This is a genomic window from Agrobacterium tumefaciens (assembly GCF_005221325.1).
In the GTDB taxonomy this organism is placed as follows: domain Bacteria; phylum Pseudomonadota; class Alphaproteobacteria; order Rhizobiales; family Rhizobiaceae; genus Agrobacterium.
The window spans coordinates 1637637-1656047 of sequence record NZ_CP039889.1 but is presented as its reverse complement, the minus strand read 5'-3'; the positions used below and the strand labels follow the sequence as shown (position 1 = coordinate 1656047).

18 protein-coding genes are annotated in these 18411 nt (G+C 57.3%); 12 read left to right on the top strand and 6 right to left on the bottom strand.

The window, feature by feature from the left end; genetic code table 11:
• The gene (locus CFBP5499_RS22555; protein ID WP_080828117.1) at positions 1 to 798 is read left to right on the top strand and encodes a carbohydrate-binding protein; all 798 of its coding nucleotides are present in this window, start codon (positions 1 to 3) and stop codon (positions 796 to 798) included.
• Positions 799 to 857: 59 nt separating this feature from the next.
• On the opposite strand, the gene CFBP5499_RS22550 is transcribed toward CFBP5499_RS22555, so the two are convergent.
• Positions 858 to 1610, bottom strand: coding sequence for a FadR/GntR family transcriptional regulator (locus CFBP5499_RS22550; RefSeq protein WP_080828119.1), 753 nt, complete (start codon positions 1608 to 1610; stop codon positions 858 to 860).
• On the opposite strand from CFBP5499_RS22550, the gene CFBP5499_RS30145 reads away from it, so the two are divergent.
• From CFBP5499_RS30145 to CFBP5499_RS30805, 6 genes are all read left to right on the top strand, one after another.
• Positions 1524 to 1787, top strand: coding sequence for a hypothetical protein (locus tag CFBP5499_RS30145; RefSeq protein ID WP_175416795.1), 264 nt, complete (start codon positions 1524 to 1526; stop codon positions 1785 to 1787). The genes CFBP5499_RS22550 and CFBP5499_RS30145 overlap by 87 nt on opposite strands.
• Positions 1788 to 1824: 37 nt before the next feature.
• Positions 1825 to 3093 (top strand): sugar ABC transporter substrate-binding protein, encoded by a 1269-nt coding sequence (locus tag CFBP5499_RS22545; RefSeq protein ID WP_080828122.1) that lies wholly within the window; start codon positions 1825 to 1827, stop codon positions 3091 to 3093.
• Positions 3094 to 3106: 13 nt separating this feature from the next.
• On the top strand, positions 3107 to 4195 hold the full coding sequence (locus tag CFBP5499_RS22540) for a carbohydrate ABC transporter permease (protein ID WP_080828124.1): 1089 nt from the start codon (positions 3107 to 3109) through the stop codon (positions 4193 to 4195).
• Positions 4195 to 5073 (top strand): carbohydrate ABC transporter permease, encoded by an 879-nt coding sequence (locus CFBP5499_RS22535; protein WP_175416852.1) that lies wholly within the window; start codon positions 4195 to 4197, stop codon positions 5071 to 5073. The genes CFBP5499_RS22540 and CFBP5499_RS22535 overlap by 1 nt, the downstream gene beginning before the upstream one ends.
• Before the next feature lie 264 nt (positions 5074 to 5337).
• The gene (locus tag CFBP5499_RS22530) at positions 5338 to 6204 is read left to right on the top strand and encodes an alpha/beta fold hydrolase (protein WP_080828128.1); all 867 of its coding nucleotides are present in this window, start codon (positions 5338 to 5340) and stop codon (positions 6202 to 6204) included.
• 212 nt (positions 6205 to 6416) lie between these two features.
• A complete protein-coding gene (locus tag CFBP5499_RS30805; RefSeq protein WP_256387183.1) occupies positions 6417 to 6539 on the top strand; it encodes a hypothetical protein in 123 nt (40 codons plus the stop codon).
• 210 nt (positions 6540 to 6749) lie between these two features.
• Here CFBP5499_RS30805 and CFBP5499_RS22525 read toward each other — a convergent pair whose 3' ends face one another.
• The 4 genes from CFBP5499_RS22525 to CFBP5499_RS22510 form a co-directional block, all read right to left on the bottom strand.
• A complete protein-coding gene (locus CFBP5499_RS22525) occupies positions 6750 to 7562 on the bottom strand; it encodes an oxidoreductase (protein ID WP_080828130.1) in 813 nt (270 codons plus the stop codon).
• Between the two features lie 233 nt (positions 7563 to 7795).
• Positions 7796 to 8383, bottom strand: a complete 588-nt coding sequence (locus CFBP5499_RS22520; protein WP_080828132.1) for a glutathione S-transferase family protein — start codon at positions 8381 to 8383, stop codon at positions 7796 to 7798.
• A 161-nt stretch (positions 8384 to 8544) separates the two neighbouring features.
• Entirely contained in the window at positions 8545 to 11658 is a 3114-nt protein-coding gene (locus tag CFBP5499_RS22515) for an efflux RND transporter permease subunit (protein ID WP_080828134.1), read from the bottom strand.
• Entirely contained in the window at positions 11658 to 12767 is a 1110-nt protein-coding gene (locus tag CFBP5499_RS22510) for an efflux RND transporter periplasmic adaptor subunit (RefSeq protein ID WP_080828136.1), read from the bottom strand. Before CFBP5499_RS22510 ends, CFBP5499_RS22515 begins: the two co-directional genes overlap by 1 nt.
• A 98-nt stretch (positions 12768 to 12865) precedes the next feature.
• Between CFBP5499_RS22510 and CFBP5499_RS22505 the strand changes: the two genes are divergently transcribed.
• The 4 genes from CFBP5499_RS22505 (at position 12866) to CFBP5499_RS22490 (ending at position 16287) form a co-directional block, all read left to right on the top strand.
• Entirely contained in the window at positions 12866 to 13453 is a 588-nt protein-coding gene (locus CFBP5499_RS22505; protein WP_080828137.1) for a TetR/AcrR family transcriptional regulator, read from the top strand.
• A gap of 268 nt (positions 13454 to 13721) precedes the next feature.
• The gene (gene fabF / locus CFBP5499_RS22500; protein ID WP_080828139.1) at positions 13722 to 15008 is read left to right on the top strand and encodes a beta-ketoacyl-ACP synthase II; all 1287 of its coding nucleotides are present in this window, start codon (positions 13722 to 13724) and stop codon (positions 15006 to 15008) included.
• A gap of 57 nt (positions 15009 to 15065) precedes the next feature.
• Entirely contained in the window at positions 15066 to 16073 is a 1008-nt protein-coding gene (ftsZ, locus tag CFBP5499_RS22495; protein WP_080828141.1) for a cell division protein FtsZ, read from the top strand.
• Between the two features lie 31 nt (positions 16074 to 16104).
• Positions 16105 to 16287, top strand: a complete 183-nt coding sequence (locus tag CFBP5499_RS22490; RefSeq protein ID WP_080828143.1) for a hypothetical protein — start codon at positions 16105 to 16107, stop codon at positions 16285 to 16287.
• Between the two features lie 55 nt (positions 16288 to 16342).
• Here the strand turns inward: CFBP5499_RS22490 and CFBP5499_RS22485 are convergent, their stop codons facing one another.
• Positions 16343 to 16819 (bottom strand): MarR family winged helix-turn-helix transcriptional regulator, encoded by a 477-nt coding sequence (locus CFBP5499_RS22485; RefSeq protein ID WP_130932532.1) that lies wholly within the window; start codon positions 16817 to 16819, stop codon positions 16343 to 16345.
• 163 nt (positions 16820 to 16982) lie between these two features.
• Between CFBP5499_RS22485 and CFBP5499_RS22480 the strand changes: the two genes are divergently transcribed.
• Complete coding sequence (locus tag CFBP5499_RS22480) at positions 16983 to 18398, top strand: MATE family efflux transporter (RefSeq protein ID WP_080828146.1); 1416 nt, start codon at positions 16983 to 16985, stop codon at positions 18396 to 18398.
• Positions 18399 to 18411: the final 13 nt, after the last annotated feature.

The window sequence follows — 18411 nt, the reverse complement described above, 5'->3', positions numbered from 1 at the left end:
ATGAAGCTTACACTCAAGGTCGTCAATGCGGCTGGCGCCATTCTGGCGGAGGCTGCGGCGGAGGACGAGGTGTTCCTCGTCTATCGCGCCGAATATTGCGAAGGCGACAGGCTCGTCGTCGAAGCTTCTGAGCCGGGCCATATCTGGCTCAGCCTTGATGCGGCCATGCCGCCCACGCTTGTTTTTTTGCAGAAGGCCGAATTTGTCCTGCCGGTTCCTTTCGCGGCGAAGCGCAAGTCCTATCCGCCGCAGGCTTTCAACGGGAACATTCACCGGATTGCGGCACGTTGTGCGCTTGCCGGTGAGATCGGTGCTCGCAGGAATCTCGCCCTGAACCCGTTCGATGATCACGAAAACACCGCGCTGTTTCCGCATGTCCATGCGAGTACCGAAACGCGTGGGGAAGCCGCATTTGCGGCCCGTAATGTCATCGACGGCGAAAAGGTGAGCGCCGGCCATGGTTTCTGGCCCTATACCAGCTGGGGTATCAACCGTGATCCTGAAGCCTCGTTGACGCTTGTTTTCGGTCGCGCGGTTCTGATCGACCAGCTGACATTTTATCTGAGGGCGGATTTTCCCCATGACGCCTGGTGGGAAGAGGCAAGCGTCACATTTTCCGACGGCGACAGTGCGCGCTTCACCCTGCAGAAAACCGGTGCCGCCCAGACGTTCCCGGTCGCGCCGCGCCGGGTGGAATGGATCCGCCTCCACGATCTGAAAAAAGCGGATGACCCCTCGCCTTTTCCCGCGCTGACACAAATCGAGGTCTGGGGCGCGGATCTGCGGGAAGCATCGTAAATTCCTGACTACCCCGGTTTTTTGGTCACAAACCGCGATGCGGCTTCACCGGAAATGCTCTAGCTGTGCGAAATGCCGCGAAGGTCGCGCATCATGTCGCGATAGCGGTTCTGGCTGCCGCGCAGATGCGCCTGCATGGCCAGTTTGGCATCCTGCTCATTCCTGTCCGATATGGCGATGACGATGGCCTCATGTTCCCTATGGATCAGCCGTCGATAGGCCGTCTGGTCGTTTTCCCGGGTCTCGGGCACCACGCGGGATTGCGGGATCACGGCCTGACCGTGTAGCTCGAGGAACTGCGTGAAGAGCGGATTGTTGGTGGCCGCCGCAATGGCCATATGCAGCGCCAGATCGGCCTCGCGAATGGAGCGGTTTTCGTCGATACATTTGAGAAGCCGGGCGTGACAGTCGAAAATGGCCTCTTCCTGCGACGGAGAACGGCGAAGGGCCGCCAGCCCCGCCGCCTCGATTTCAAGCGGCGTTCTGATCTCCAGAACCTCAAGATCGGACGAAAGCCGGGCGCGATCGACACCGGGCGCGGGTAACCTCTCCTTTTCGCGCTTCAGCACAAAAATGCCCGCCCCCTGGCGAACTTCCACCAGTCCATCGCAGCGCAGGGCCGTGACCGCCTCGCGCACCACCGTGCGGCTGACGCCATGGGTCTCCGTCATTTCGATCTCGCTGGGCAAGCGGTCGCCGGGGCCATATTGCCCTGACGCAATCGCATGTCTAAGGCTCAGACTGACTTTGGTAACCAGAGAGCCGGAAGATTTGCTGCGCTGTTTTTGCTGTTCAGCCACGTCGATCACCATGCATTAAAATCGGGCCACCCGGGAGGCCTGCAAAATATGTATGATGAATTCCGGGAGAATTCAATGATCATACCAATTTTACGTGCGCGCACGCGGCACCTTTTTACCCAGCTGTTCATGCAGGATAACGGTTTCCGCAATCTGTCGCTTGCAGACTTTCTGCGGAACAATCCGTAGACGTTGAAGTTACCCTTCGTCAGGAGGAGGACAATCCATGATCACCAAAGCCATTTTTGTGGGAGCAGCCGCTGCCCTGTCGATGCTTTTTTCCACTGCCGCATTGGCGCAGACCGACCTGACGATGTGGTATCACGGCGCAGGCAATGTTGAAGAACGCAAGATTCTGGCCGGTATCATCGACGACTTCAATTCGTCTCAGTCAGACTGGCGGGTCTCGCTTCAGGAATTTCCCCAGAGTGCCTATAACGAGTCCGTCACTGCTGCGGCACTTTCCAACAAGCTGCCTGACATTCTGGATGTCGATGGGCCGAACATGCCGAACTGGGCATGGTCCGGTTATCTGCAACCACTACAGATCGATGAAGCAAAGCTTGCAAACTTCCTCCCCGGCGCCGTGGGAAGATGGGGAGACAAGCTCTATTCCGTCGGCCTGTGGGACGCGGCGGTCGCAGTCTTCGCGCGCAAATCGGTTCTGGATGAAAACGGTATTCGCATTCCAACCCTTGATAAGCCGTGGACCGGTGATGAGTTCAATGCGGCGCTTGAGAAGCTCGCTGCCAGCGGCAAGTTCGACTATGCGATCGATCTGGGCATGGCCGATAAAACCGAATGGTACAGCTATGCTTTCAGCCCATTTCTGGAAAGCTTCGGCGGCAGCTTGATCGACAAGGAAAAGTATCAGACCGCCGAGAACGCCCTTAACGGCGACAATGCTGTCAAGTTCGGAGAATGGTGGCAGTCTCTGTTCGAAAAGAAGCTTGCGCCCGGAACGTCACAATCCCCTGCCGACCATGAAACCGGCTTTCTGGAAGGTCGCCACGCCCTGCAATGGATGGGCAACTGGGTTGCGGTGAAGGCGCTTGAGAAATATGGCGACGACCTGCTGTTCTTGCCGGCGCCTGATTTCGGGGAGGGTCCGAAGATCGGTGCCGGATCCTGGCAGTTTGGTGTGTCTGCCACCAGCAAGCATCCGGAGGGCGCATCCGCCTTCATCGAATTCGCGATACAGGACAAATATCTCGCGCAGTTCTCGGACGCGATCGGCCTTATCCCGGCCACTTCCTCGGCCGCCCAGATGACGAAAAACTACAAGCAGGGCGGCCCGCTTGAAGTGTTCTTCGAACTGTCCAAGCGCCAGGGAACATTGCGGCCGGTGACCCCGGCTTACGCGTTCATGTCGCCGGTCTTTGCCAAGGCTCTTTCCGACATTGCCAACGGCGCGGATGTTGCAGATACACTTGATAACGCAGCGGACGAGATAAATAACAACATAGAACGCAATTCCGGTTACCAACCCAAATAGGGGTACGTGACCGATGGCGCACTTTACTTCTCAGGGAAAACTGACACGGGACAGCCTCACGGGTTGGTTCATGTCCGCGCCGGCGGTTGTGCTGATCGGGCTGTTCCTGATCACACCCTTTCTGCTCGGGCTCGGCTTTTCCTTCACCAACCAGCGGCTGACATCTCCCAATCCGACCGAGTTTGTCGGCGTGGAAAACTACACCCGCCTGCTGGGTGTCGGCGTGCTGACGCTCGAGCCGGAAAGGGAGACGGATGGGAGCATCAGCCGGGAGACGGACGGCACCATCTCCTATCCGCGAATTCGCAATTTCACGCGCAACAATCCCGACTACCCCCATCTTGAAGGGATGCGGGAATATAAGAGTTTTACCTGGGGCGAGAACCAGATCGTCATTCTGGCAAGCGATGTCGTGTTTTTGACGGCCCTCGTCAATACGCTTTCCTTCGTGGCCGTCGTCGCGCCGGTTCAGGCCGCTCTGGCGCTGTTTCTTGCCGTGTTGGTGAACCAGAAGATACCCGGCGTCACGATTTTCCGCGCAATCTATTTCATGCCGGTGGTGCTGTCGGTGGTTGTGGTGGCGCTTCTGTGGAGGTTTATCTATGCGGCGGATAACGGGCTTCTGAACAGCCTTTTGAGTTACATGAGCCTCGGGCTGTTCCAGCCTGTCGACTGGCTGGGCAGAACCGAGACCGCCTTATGGGCCATTCTGGTAATGTCGGTCTGGCAGGGCGTTGGCTTCCACATGGTCATATGGCTTTCCGGCCTGCAAACCATCTCTCCAGATCTTTATGAGGCGGCCGATATCGAAGGCGCAAGCCGCTGGCAGAAGTTCCGTATGATAACCTGGCCACTGCTGCGCAACACGGCCGTGCTGATTATCATTGTTATCACCATGCAGGCTTTTGCGCTTTTTGCGCAGATCGATGTGATGACCAAAGGCGGACCTCGCGACGCTACTCAGAGCATCGTCTATCAAGCGGTTGAGCGGGGATATCGACAACAGGATATCGCAGCAGGCTCTGCAATCTCGGTCGTCCTGTTCCTGCTTGTTCTGTGCATTTCACTGATACAGCGATACGTGACAAGGGAGAAACAGTGATGCAGGCCGGACAACGCAAGAGCCTCGCTTTTCTCATTGGCAATTACGCACTCATGCTTGCCTTCGCGGCGATCTTCATTTTGCCCCTGCTGTTCATGGGGTTCTCATCGTTAAAACCGAACGACCAGTTGCTGAATGATGCCACGTCGATACGCGCCTTCCTCCCTGTGGGAGATCTTTCACTCGGAAACTACACCGCGGCTTTTGCCCGGGCGCCGATCGCGACCTTCATATTCAATTCGGTGCTGGTAACCGGCGTTACCGTGTTTCTCGCCCTGCTGCTTGGCTCGCTCGCCGCCTTCGCCTTCACTTTTTTGAACTGGCGCGGAAAGGATGTTCTCTTCTCCATCATCCTTGCCACGCTCATCATTCCCTTTGAAACCATTGCCGTGCCGCTGCTGCTGGAAGTTAACAATCTGCCATGGATTGGCAGCGATGGGTTTACCTGGGGCTGGCTCAACTCCTGGCATGTGCAGATCATTCCATGGATTGCGGATGGGCTGACGATTTTTCTCTTCGTGCAATATTTCAAAGATCTGCCTAAGGAGTTGCTGGAGGCGGCACGCATAGACGGTGCCAGTTGGCTGCGGATTTACGCGCAGGTGGTGATGCCGCTCAGCGGCCCGGTCATCGCAACGGCGGCGATCTTGAAGTTTCTCGTCATGTACAGCCAGCAATATCTGTGGCCGCTTCTTGTTACCCAGTCCGAGGCTTACCGCCCTGTGATGGTGGGGCTGCAATACTTCTTCCAGCTCAATACACCATGGGGTGAAGTGATGGCCTATCTCACCATCATCACACTGCCGGTCCTGATCTTTTATCTCTGCCTGCAGAGGCTGTTCATCTCCAGTATCGCCGCGAGCGGGATAAAGGGATAGCGCCTCACAGCTTCCGTTCTATATCGCGCGGCACGATGATGAAACTTTCACTGCTCGAATGGCGGTATCAATCTGCGCCATACGACGTAGAGCAGATCGGCCTTTCGCCGAGTAGGGCCGCCTGAATCGTCTTCAATGCTGGTCGTTTCCCACCGGTGCATCGCTCGCTATGGCGTCTCAGGATTGGAGTAATTTATAGCTTACGGACGGTCGAGTGGAACCATTTGACGTGCTCCGCACTCTTATCTTTTGAGGGAGCAGAGAATGGATAGCCGTATCAGACATTGCAGAGCCCTGGTTGCCGAGGTCGATACGTTCTATCGAGAAGCTGGCCCGCCGGACGCACCGGTTGTCCTGTTGCCGCACGGCTATCCCTGCTCATCCTTCGAATTCCGAAACCTCATGCCGAGATTGGCCGACGAATGGCGGCTGATCGCACCGGACTTTCCGGGCTTCGGCTACAGCAGCAGTCCTGCGACCTTCTCCTGCACTTTTGACGGCTATGCCGTCTGGCTCAACACATTTGTCGAGATGCTGGGTCTCGACCGCTTCGTGCTCTACCTGCACGACTTCGGCTCTCCGATCGGGGCGAGGCTCGCGATCATGAAGCCGGATCGGATCGTCGGACAGATCATCCAGAACGGCGACATTCCCTACGAAGACGCGTTGGGACCGAAATACGCCGACATCGAAAAGTTCTGGTCCCTGCCTGCAGACCGGATGCATGCCGAATTGCGCGATGCCGTTACCGAAGAGAACTTTCGCGAAGAGTTTCTAAATGACGTGCGCCCTGAGCTTTCTGCGATCATTCCTCCGGACCTCTGGCAATTGCATTGGAGCCTTATGACCGAGAGAAGAAAAAATATGGCGGCGGAGCTTCTTTCCGACCTGAAGGCAAACCGGGACTGGTTTCCGATCCACCGTCGCTATCTTCAAACCTATCAGCCACCGACTATCATCATTTGGGGGCCGCAGGATCACTATATGCCTGAGCGTTCCGCTCGCGCCTACCTCCGCGATCTGCCGGATGCCGAGCTTCATTTGCTGGACGGAGGACACTGGCTCCTAGAGACAAACCTAGACGAGGTTGCTCCGCTGATCAGGACCTTTCTCAATCGCCTCCACTGGTAACGCCAATAGAGTGATCCGTCATGGCCTCGCCACGTCATGATGGAGTCTGGCCTTTCTCCCCGACGACAATGTAGTGCGGTTTTCGATGCGTATTGTTCATACAAGCGGCGAACCGTTCCGGATCGTGACGAACGGCTTTCGCGCTTCTCCGGCGGAGCCGTCCTCTGTTGACCCTGCCGCACCTCCCATAAATACAGGAGAACTGACCCACAATGGCTACCCTGTTCACCAACGCCCGCATATTCGATGGCTTGCAGACTGAGTTCTTCACTAGGCGCGGCGAAAATATTGACGTTATTATGAAGGGCGGTACGCTGTTCAAAAACAGGCTGTGATCGCAAAAGAAAATTTGCGCGCAACGCCGCTTAAACTCATGTCGGTCCGAGCGTGCGCAAACAGATTCTCGCCAACGCAACCGACCGCTGCCGTGGGCGTGACGGTCGGTGCGACTGTGGCACCCGGTCAGTCATGACGATAGATGACATGAAATTTCCGAATGCCACATGCCCTGCTTTGCGGTTTTTGCGCGCAGGTTCCGCGAATGCTTACAGCCGGGAGAGGCCAAACGTCTTTCTGATGCCACCATCCAATGCCTTGGCTGGAACAAACCGTTTCAGGCGGCTCAGAAGCGTAGCCTGTTTTCCAACCGGCCTGCGCATTTTGTGAGGACCCGTGATTGCGGCCATGATTTCGGCAGCGACAGTCTGAGGGCTGCTTGCTGTCCTAATGGCGGAAAGAACGGCTTCATTGGATTTGGCCAATTGGTGAGCGTAGTCGTCAATGCGCGTCTCCGTCTGCTTCGCATTGACATCGAGACTTGTCCTCGTGAACGTTGGCTCGACCAAGACGGAGCGAATGTTGAATTGCCGGACTTCATGGTCGAGCGTTTCAGACAGTCCCTCCAGGGCATGTTTGCTGCTGGCATAAAGGCCCATGTAGGGTGCTGGGAGGAAGCCGAGAACCGAGCTTACGTTGACGAACAGGCCGGAATTCTGCTGTCGCATCGCAGGCAATACCGCTCGTATCATGCGCAGTGGGCCAAAGAGATTGGTTTCAAAAAGGGCCTTCGCCTCATCGTCCGATGTGCTTTCGACCGGCCCGACAAGAGAGACGCCCGCATTGTTCACCAGGACATCAATCCTGCCTGAACGGGACAGAACCCAATCGACGAATTGCCTCACCGACTCGTCGTTGTCCACATCGAGACGTCCGTACTCGACACCTGGAACCGGTCCACTTTTGTCCGGATTGCGCGAGCCTGCAAACACCTTGAACCCATTCTGCGACAGCAGCCTCACGGTTGCCTGCCCTATGCCCGAGGATGCTCCGGTCACTACAACAATCTTGCCTGTCGACATCTACGCTCTCCAAAATTAGCGTGGGATTAGAAATCAATTTAGATTTCATATGTAATCTAAATTACCGTTAGATTACAAGCAAAATAAAACGCACTTGCAGAAATTGAGGAGGCAGATGGTCAGAGCACACGACACTTGCGATGGGTCGCCTCGACGCGGGAAACATCGGTCGAGTTAATGCGACGGTTCCCGGCCGACGGGTGACAGGCGTAATGGAAGCTTATGCCATCAAGTCACGCCGTTCGCCTGTCCGCTGGGGGATAGCCGAGCGCGCGCTGGAATGCGGATCGTTGCTCGCCTCTTTCGACGTAATCCTGCAAGCCTGGGCTGTCCAGCAGGATATCCGAGTGATTGAGTGGCCGGAGTACGCTTACCATCATGAGATCACCGGCACCGAACTGAGCGCCCTCAAGCCACTCTTTCCCTCCAAGCGCATCGCCCAGTTGCTGAAGCCGCTGGCTGAGATGTCCAACGCTGCCGGAGGCGATACAGGGTTCGATCGTATTGACCGCTGCAAACATCCACATGATGGAACGCGAGCGCGCATTCTCTGCATCGGGAAGGAGGCCGGTGAACCGCTGTGCTATGTGAAGCACGATCGCACCGGATTCGAAAAGAATGAGATCACCCTCCTGGTAGATCGGCATCTGGCCGAAAGGCTGCATTTCCAGATATTCCGGGCGGCGCATCTCGGAAAAGGTCAGGTATCGTAGAGTGTAAGGCTGTCCGACTTCCTCGAGAGCCCACCTCACGCGCATATCCCGGTGATATCCTCTACCCCCGTCCGGAGGGTGTTTGAAGATCGATACGACAGGGTTCATATCAAGGTTCCTCCTTGTCAAGATTGAGGTAGACGAAGGTGCTGCTTCTGAAAGGGTTCTGCTGGCCCGCAAAACACACGCGACGTCTCACCATGCAACATGACCCGGCTGCCGGGTCATGATCCCTCCCCAGCATCCTTTGCTGCGGAGGGACGCGATGGCTATTCCGCAGCAAGCGAATGCTGAGTTCTTTCCGTATTCCCGTGCTCCGTCGAATACATTTCTGCCTTGGGCGGCTTGATGCGGAACCATGCAGCATAGAGTGCCGGCAGGAAGAGCAGGATGATGAGCGTTCCAACTGCCGTGCCGCCGATCAGCGTATAGGCCATCGATCCCCAGAAGACCGAGTGCGTTAGCGGGATGAAGGCGAGCACGGCGGCCAGCGCCGTCAGGATGACCGGCCGCGTCCTCTGCACCGTGGCTTCGATAACCGCATGATAGTCATCCAGACCCGCGGCCTTGTTTTCCTTGATCTGCTCGGTCAGGATCAACGTGTTGCGCATGAGGATGCCCGCCAGGCCGATAAGACCCAGGATCGCGTTGAAGCCGAAAGGCTGGTTGAACAGGATCAGGGTCGGTACGACGCCTGCAAGACCGAGCGGAGCTGTCAGCATCACCATCGTCATCGTCGACAGGCTGCGGACCTGAAGGATGATGACGATCAGGGTCGCTGCGATCATCAGTGGGAACACCTTCACCAGCGCGGTATTCGCCTTGAGTGACTCCTCGATATTGCCGCCCATCTCGATTGTGTAGCCAGCCGGCAGAGATGCAATGAGTGGCTGAAGAGCGGTCATCACCTGTTGCGAAACCTCCGGCGGCTGTGTCGCCTCGTTAATGTCAGACCTTACTGTCACCACAGGCGTTCTATCACGGCGCTTGAGGATCGGCTCTTCGAAGCGCACCTCCGTGTGGCCGATCTGATCGAGGGGGATTGCACGGCCGTCTCTCGTCACGAGCGAGAAATCAGCGAGCCTTGCAGGATCGAGGCGGATTTCACCCGCACTTCTGGCCACGACAGGAACGTTTCGGATGTTCTCCCGGACTTGCGTAACCGGCACGCCGCTTAGCAATAGCTGTATTTGCTGGGCAGCCTCGGCAGACGACATGCCAATAAGGTTCAGCCGATCCTGATCAGGAACGAACCTGACCACAGGTGTGCGGTTGCCCCAGTCACGGTTGGCGCTTCTGACATCCGGCACCGTATTCATGAGAGCAAGCGCCTGCTCGGAGATTTTATACAACTTGTCCGGATCCGGCCCCATGATGCGGAACTCGACCGGAAACGGCGTGTAAGGGCCGAAGACGAGTTGCGTCACACGTACGAATGCTTCAGGTGCCAGTCCTTGCGCAACCGCTTCCCGCAGACGCAGCTTCAAAGTCTCGCGCTCATGCGCGTCAGACGTCAATACGACGATCTTCGCGAAGGCAGAATCGGGCAGTTCGGGCGACATGGCGAAGAAGAAGCGGGGCGCACCCTGACCGATGTAGCTGGTGGCGATCTTCGTTTCCGGTTGCTGTTTCAGCCAGGCCTCGAGCTTCTTGACCGTGGCTGTCGTCGTTTCGATGCTCGTGCCTTCAGGCAAGCGGACTTCGACAAGAACCTCCGGGCGGTCCGATGTCGGGAAGAACTGCTGCTTCACCGCACCCATGCCGACGACCGAGAGCGCCATGACGACGCCGACAATGGTGCAGGTCAGGAACTTGTGCTTGACGGTGAATTCGATCGCACCGCGTAGACGTCTGTAATTCGGCGTATCGTAAATTGCGTGATGCCCGCCTTCCACCGGTTTGATATCGGGCAACAGTTTTACGCCGAGATAGGGCGTAAAGATCACCGCCACGAACCAGGATACGATCAGAGCGAAACCGACGATCCAGAAGATGTTGCCGGCATACTCGCCCGCGGCAGAGCTTGCAAAGCCAACGGGCATCAGGCCGATGATCGTGACGAGCGTGCCGGACAGCATCGGCGCTGCCGTATGGCTCCAGGCGTAAGCTGCTGCCCTGATACGATCCATGCCCTCTTCCATCTTCACGACCATCACTTCAATCGCGATGATCGCGTCATCCACCAGCAGACCCAGTGCCAGGATCAATGCGCCAAGCGTGATACGGTCGAAGAAGCGCCCCGTTTCCAGCATGATGATGAAGACAACCGCAAGCGTCAGCGGCACGGCAAGCGCCACGACGATGCCAACCCGCCAGCCAAGCGCCACGAGGCTAACAAACAGCACGACGCCCAGAGCCATGGCAAACTTCACCATGAACTCGCCGACGGCGGCATCGATATTGACCGCCTGATCGCTCACCTTCGTCAACGTGATGCCGAGTGGCAGCGATTGTGCGATCTGGCTGGAGCGCTCTTCCAGCGCCTTGCCGAGTTCCAACCCATTCCAACCCTGCTGCATGACGACACCGAGCATGATGGCCGGTTCTCCATCGTGCCTGATGATGTAACCGGTGGGATCCTGATAGCCCCGGCGCACCTCCGCAATGTCGGAAAGTTTCAACGCGCGACCGGAAGCGACGATGGGAGTATCGGCTATGGACTGAACGCTGTCATAGGCGCCGTCGAGACGGATGAAGACCTGCGGACCCTGCGTGTCTATCGAGCCAGCGGGCGTAACGGTATTGCGCCGTTGAAGGGCCGCGGCAATATCCTGGGGAGAAATCCCGAGCGTGGCGAGTTTCTGATAGGAGAACTCGACGAATATCTGTTCAGGCTGCTCGCCCAGAATATTGATTTTCTTTACGCCGGGAACATGAAGCATGTCCTGCCTGATCTTTTCGGCTTCCCGGACGAGATCACGCATCGGCATGCCCTGCGCCTTGAGAGCGTAAAGGCCGAAGCTGACGTCGGAATATTCGTCGTTCACGAATGGTCCCAGAACGCCCTGCGGCAGGTTTCTGGCTTCATCGCCGAGCTTCTTGCGCGCCTGATAAAATTCTTCGGCGACGGCGCTTGGCGGCGTATTATCCTTGAGCGTGACGGTAAGATAGGCAAAGCCGGGGCGCGTCGTCGTCTCGACACGGTCGTACCAGGCCAATTCCTGAATGCGCTTCTCCAGCGGCTCGGCAACGAGATCCTGCATCTCGCGTGCGGTTGCGCCCGGCCAGACAGTCGTGACCGTCAATGTCTTGATGGTAAAGGAGGGGTCTTCAGCGCGGCCGAGCTTGACGAAGGCATAGGCGCCGGCAAGCGACAGAAGGACGATGAAGAACAGCGTGACGGCGCGTTCGCGAACCGCAAGGGCGGACAGATTGAGGTTCATCAGTTTGCCGCCTCTTTTGTCGCAACGCTGGTGCGAACTTGCGCTCCATCCTTCAGAAGATGTGCGCCAAGCGCAACGACCTCCTCTCCCGGCTTGACGTTGGTCACGATTACATTCTCTTCGCCCACCCGCTCTACGTTCACATCACGAAACTTCACGACGGACGATTGCTGATCGATCACCCAGACGCCAGTGCGCGTCCCGTCATCCAACAGAGCGCCTATCGGCAGTTCGGCATGATCCTGCGCATCCCTGTTCTCGATTTCGATGGTGACGGTCGCCCCCAGAGGCGCATTTGCAGCCTCCCCTTCAAGCACCCAGCGTGTTTCATAGGTTCGGGTCTGCTGATCGGCAGAATCGGAGATCTGGCGCAGCTCGGCCTTTTCCGCATCGTTTCTGCCATAAACTGATGCCGAAGCCTGAACTCCAATGTCGGGACGCATGGTTTCGGGAAGCCAGACAATCGCTTCGCGCGGACCTGACTTCGCGAGCCGGACGACCGGTTGCCCTGCGGTTACCACCTGACCCGGTTCACCGAGTGTCTCGACAATGGTTCCATCTGCATCGGCAACAAGAACCGTATATCTAGCTTCGTTTTCGGCAACATTCGCCTCGGCTTGAGCAGCGGCCAACTGTGCCGTCGCCGTATCCAGCAGGGCCTTTGATCGCTCATATTGCTGCGTCGAGGCGGCGGAAGTCTTCACCAACACGGCAAAGCGTTTCTCATCGGCTTTCGCTTGGACAAACGTCGCCTGTGCTGCAATGACAGCGTTTCGCTTGGCGGTCAGAGCAAGGCGAAGATCAGTCTCGTCAAGCCTCATCAAAGGCTGTCCGGCGCTTACCTGCTTCCCGACATCGACAAAACGTTCAACGATCTTGCCGGGAACGCGGAAACCGAGATTACTCTGGACCCGGGCACCAACGGTTCCGGTAAAGCTGCTGCTGGAATTGCCAGGAAGCCTCGCCGTCGCCAGGTTGACCAGCGGGGCCAAGGTCCGGGGATCGGCAGCCTTTGCCTCGGGTGCCTGCGCCGGAAGCAGCAGCGCTGCGGCTCCGCCTGCGGCCAGCGCCAGCACTGCTGCTGCAGTGACAACAAGTTTCCGTTTCATTTCATCGCCCCTTCTTGACGGCCTGTTCAAAAATATTAGATTGCATCTTAACTCTAAAAAGCATATAGATGTCAAATGAAATCTAATTGGAGGTCCACATGAGAGTGAGCCGCGTACAGGCAGAAGAAAACCGGGAGAGGGTGATCAACGTCGCCAGCCGGTTGTTTCGAGAGCATGGTTTCGACGGGATCGGCCTGAAAGACCTGATGAAGGGTGCAGGCCTCACCCAGGGTGGATTCTACAAGCAGTTCGCATCGAAGGACGATCTTGCCGCGCTCGCATCGCGCCGTGCTCTTGAGAGCGCCACCAGGAGGTGGTCTGATGCCGCGGCGGACACGTCAGATCCCCTGGAGTCGATCATCCGCTTCTACCTTTCCAAAGATCATAGTGGCGAGAAGGCAGAAGGATGCCCCCTTGTGGCTCTCGGCTCCGACGCTGCGCGTCAAACTGCCGAAGTTCGGCGCCCATTTGAAGATGGTATCCGAGCGCATTTCGAGGTGCTCGAAGAACTCATCGGAGAGGGTGACGATATAGCTCGAAGCGAAAAGGCCATGGCAATATTGTCCATGATGGTCGGTGCGGTGACGCTGTCCCGGATCATCGAGGATGAAGCGCTGTCGACGGGTGTACTCGATGCGGCAGCGAGCGAGGTCCGGCGCATAGCTGGCCGCGATGGTAGCGACTAGAGCATTTCCAGCAAAAGTGTGCTCGGTTTTGCGTCCGGAAATGCGCAAAAACAAAGAGTTAGAGCAATTCCGGTGAACCGGTGTTCACCGGAATTGCTCTAACAGACAGTTCTTGGATATTCGTTGCCGATAGCTGGCATAGCTCAGCAGAAGCCGCACGCCTATCAGAATAGAATAGTACGAACCGCATGTCACAAGTTCACGACCCGTCATTCGGTCGGACGCCGAAGGCATGCCAATTCTTTGATCGTAAACAGGTGGAAAACAAATGCGTCGTGTCGTTGTCACGGGAATGGGAGCGGTCAGCCCCCTTGGTGCAAATGTCGATATCTCCTGGTCCCGACTGCTTGCAGGCAAAAGCGGAATCCGGCGACTGGGTGATGACATCGTCGGGGATTTGCCTTCCAAGATCGGAGGCGTGGTTCCTTCCCTGGCCGAAGATCCTGAAGGCGGCTTCGATCCTGACAGGACCCTGCCCCCGAAGGATCAACGTAAGGTCGACCGCTTCATCATCTTTGCGCTGGCAGCGGCGGAAGAGGCTCTGGCACAGGCGAACTGGAAGCCAGCTTCCGAAGAAGAAAAACTGAGAACGGCGACAATCATCGCATCGGGCATCGGTGGCTTTCCCGCGATAACGGAGGCGGTGCGCACCGTCGACCAACGCGGCGTCCGCCGACTTTCGCCCTTCACCATTCCATCCTTTCTCGTCAATCTCGCTGCCGGACAAGTCTCTATCCGGCATGGCTTTAGAGGCCCCCTGGGAGCGCCGGTGACGGCATGCGCCGCCGGCGTTCAGGCGATTGGCGATGCAGCAAGGCTCATCAAGTCGAACGAAGCCGACATTGCGGTTTGCGGTGGCACTGAGGCCTGTATGAACATCGTCAGCCTCGGCGGTTTCGCTGCGGCAAGATCACTATCGACAGGTTTTAACGAGACCCCGGCCAAGGCGTCACGCCCTTTCGACACCGCGCGCGACGGCTTCGTTATGGGTGAAGGCGCAGGCATCCTCGTCATCGAAGCATTAAGCCACGCTCTTGCTCGTGGTGCGACGCCGATAGCAGAACTCGTCGGATACGGAACGACGGCCGACGCCCATCATATTACGTCCGGTCCGGAAGATGGAAGCGGCGCCCGCAGGGCAATGCAGATCGCCATCGCCCAGGCGGGTATCGCGCCGCACGAAATCGGCCATCTAAACGCGCATGCGACATCGACCCCGGTTGGAGATCTCGGAGAGCTCAGAGCGATCAAGAGCCTGTTCGGCCAAAAGAAGTCGATCGCTGTCAGCGGGACGAAGTCGGCGACGGGGCACCTGCTGGGCGCCGCCGGCGGCCTTGAGGCTATTTTCACGATCCTGGCGCTCCAGCACCAGATCGCGCCACCGACCCTGAATCTCAGTTCACCGGACCTCGAGGCCAATGGCATCGACTTTGTCGCAAACGATGCCCGACCCCTCGATGTTGAATATGCGATATCCAACGGCTTCGGCTTCGGTGGGGTCAATGCCAGCGCCGTGTTTCGACGCTGGCCGAAGAGAGGCAGTCACACGCCCTGAGATGACTACCCTCACATGGTCCCCTTTGAACAAAGTCTCCACCAGGACGCTCCCGCTATGCAATCAACGACTGTCGTTTCACCGCCCGGCATAACGCTCCTCAAGCCAAGGATTGCCGTCATCGGCGTCGGCGGTGGCGGCGGCAATGCTGTCAACAACATGATCGCGCAGGATCTGGAGGGTGCGGAGTTTATCGTTGCGAACACCGATGCCCAGGCTTTGTCCATGTCAAAAGCGCCGAGGCTTATCCAGCTTGGCCCAACGGTCACGGAGGGACTGGGCGCCGGATCACTGGCTGATATTGGACAGGCAGCAGCCGAAGAGTCGATTGACGAGATCATGGACCACCTCGACGGAACCCATATGTGTTTCGTGACAGCGGGCATGGGCGGCGGAACCGGAACAGGTGCCGCACCCGTTATCGCCCGTGCTGCGCGCAAGGCAGGCATACTGACAGTCGGTGTCGTCACCATGCCCTTCACATTCGAAGGTACGCAGCGAATGCGAACGGCGCGGCAGGGGATCGAGCGTCTCAGCGAATGCGCGGACACGGTGATCGTCATCCCCAATCAGAACCTGTTCCGGGTTGCCGATGCGAAGACGACCTTCGCGGATGCATTCGAAATGGCGGATCATGTGCTGCATGCCGGGGTCAGTTCCGTCATCGATCTGATCGTCAAGGAAGGATTGATCAATCTCGATTTCGCGGATGTGAGGTCAGTCATGCGTGACATGGGCCGAGCGGTCATGGGCACGGGCGAGGCAACCGGAGACGCCCGCGCCCGGTATGCCGCCGAGGCAGCAATTGCCAATCCGCTGTTCGATGAAGCGTCCGTCCCGGGAGCGAAAGGGCTTCTCGTCTCGATTTCCGGCGGACCGGACATGACCCTTTTTGACGTCGACGAAGCGGCAACGCGTGTTCGGGAAGAAGTCGACGACGACGCCAATATCGTCGTCGGCGCAACATTCAATGATGCGCTTGAGGGGCGGCTGAGAGTTTCAGTCGTCGCCACCGGCTTGAGACAACCGGCAGAGGTGATCCACCTTTCGGAGCGAATGGCGTGATGCTTCGAAACAGAGGCCATGGAGATTTGAAATGTTGAAGCGTTTTCGAAAAAAATGGCGATCGTGGGAAGATGCGGTGCTGGGTATCGACGATCCGCAGGGAGACTACCTCACCGCGCTGGAAAAACGGCTGGACAGGCTGGAGACCGAAGTGGCTGGGTTAACTGCACAGTCCCGCGAAAAGGTCGTGCGTGAAGAAGGCTCCGAAAAATAAGGGGTCATGGCGGTATCCTCACAGTCAGTTGCCGGTGTCCGCCGCGCGACCTATGTCAAGCGCACGCTGTTGATAACTCGCTAAGCATCCGGCACAGGCTAAGCGCGTTCTGCGTCCCGCCAACCTTTTTCACCAGCGCGTCTTCGAGTTCCTGAAGCCGTTCAAATGCCATTCCAAGCCGCTCGCTCCCATTGTCGGTGAGCAAAAGTCTTCGCGCCCTACGATCATCGACATCCACAGACATCGTCACCCAGTTCTTACTCACAAGGGGTTTGAGATTTGAAACAACGGTTGAGTGGTCGAGACCAAGAAGAAGCGAAACCTCCGATATTCGAGGGGAACCTGCCTCACCAATCGCTGCGAGAAGAAATATCTGCTCTGCGGTTAGTCCTGTCGAACGCAAAGCATCGTTGACCTGGCGGGAAATGATGCGGTTCGTCCGCTGCACGGCAAAGCATAGATCCCCGGCAAGCTGATTTTCCAGCATTTCAGCTTTTATCGATCCTTGATCGGAAACATGGGTTTTGAACACCTGGCCGGGCTCCGGTCTCACGCTAGAAGTGATATTTTAGATTGCGTATGAACTCTATATAATTTAGATTTCAAAAACAATCTATTTTCAAATTCTGAGAACCGGTTGCGAGCCCATGCCTTGGGAGCGGAGCAAAGCCTCGGAAAACTTTTTAGGATCAGCCATGGCGGATGTGCCTGACAGCAAAAATTCTCACGTCTCAACAATTTCACCGAAGGCCCCACATGGAATTCTTCATGGACCAATCACACCCACGCTGTTCCGGCTGGCATTACCCACGGTCGTCGTTCTCGTGGTCCAGACCTTTGTTGGGGTCGCGGAAACCTACTTCGTCAGTTTCCTTGGGACCGAGGCTCTAGCAGGTGTGACCCTCGTCTTTCCGGTCCTCATGCTGATGCAAATGATGTCGAATGGCGGGATTGGCGGCGGAGTTTCCTCGGCTGTAGCACGAGCGCTGGGAGCCAACCGCCACGCTGATGCCGATGGACTTGTCTGGCATTCGATTGTTCTGGCCACAGTATTCGGAGCCATTTTCTCGGTCGCCGCAATCCTCCTTGGACCTCTGCTCTACCGCTCCATGGGAGGGACTGGAGAAACCCTAAGGGCCGCCCTCATCTATTCAGGAATTGTGTTCGCAGGCTCCATTCCGATCTGGATCACGGCTTTGCTTTCGGCAGCCCTGCGGGGCGCTGGCAACGTGAACGTGCCTGCCCTCGTCATCATCTCCGGCGCGTTCCTTCTCCTCGTCTTGTCGCCGCCATTGATTTTCGGCTGGGGCCCCTTCCCGGAGCTCGGCGTGGCGGGCGGAGGCGCTGCGGTCTTCATTTATTATCTCATCGCGGCACTGGTGCTTGCCCATTACCTGCGCTCGTCAAGCAGCCCCCTAAAGCTCAAAATTGTTCCGCTGCAAGGTCGACTGTTCAAGGACATTCTGGGGGTCGGCCTGCCTTCCGCTGTCGGCACCATCCAGGTCAATCTGACAGTTACTTTCGTAACGGCAGCTGTCGGCCACTTCGGCGCAGACGCAATTGCGGGGTTCGGCATCGCATCGCGGCTTGATTATCTGCAAATCCCCATCATCTTCGGTCTTGGAACCGCTATCGTCACCATGGTTGGGATTAATATCGGAGCGGGCCAGCTCGAACGCGCCCGCCGGGTCGCATGGGTTGGCGCCGGTATTGCATTCGGCATCACGCAGACAATCGGCATTCTCGCCACTCTGTTCCCCGTGCTGTGGATGAGATTGTTCACGGCCGACCCTGATGTGCAGCAGCTAGGCTCCCAGTATCTACAAATCGTCGCACCGGCCTATGGTGCGGTTGGATTGGGACTGGCACTTTATTTTGCAAGCCAGGGACTGAAGCGTGTTCTTCTCCCGGTTCTTGCCGGAACAGTCAGGATGATCCTGGCAGCTTTCGTCGGGTGGGCTTCGGTGATCTGGTTTGAGGCAAGTCTCAATTCCCTTTTTCAGATCGTGGCGGTCGCGGCCATCGCATACGGGGGACTAACGGCCATTGCCGTGCTGCCGCGCCGGATGTTCCATCTCGGCAGGCAACAGGACGCTCAAACTGCCCGGTAGAGACGTCAAGTGC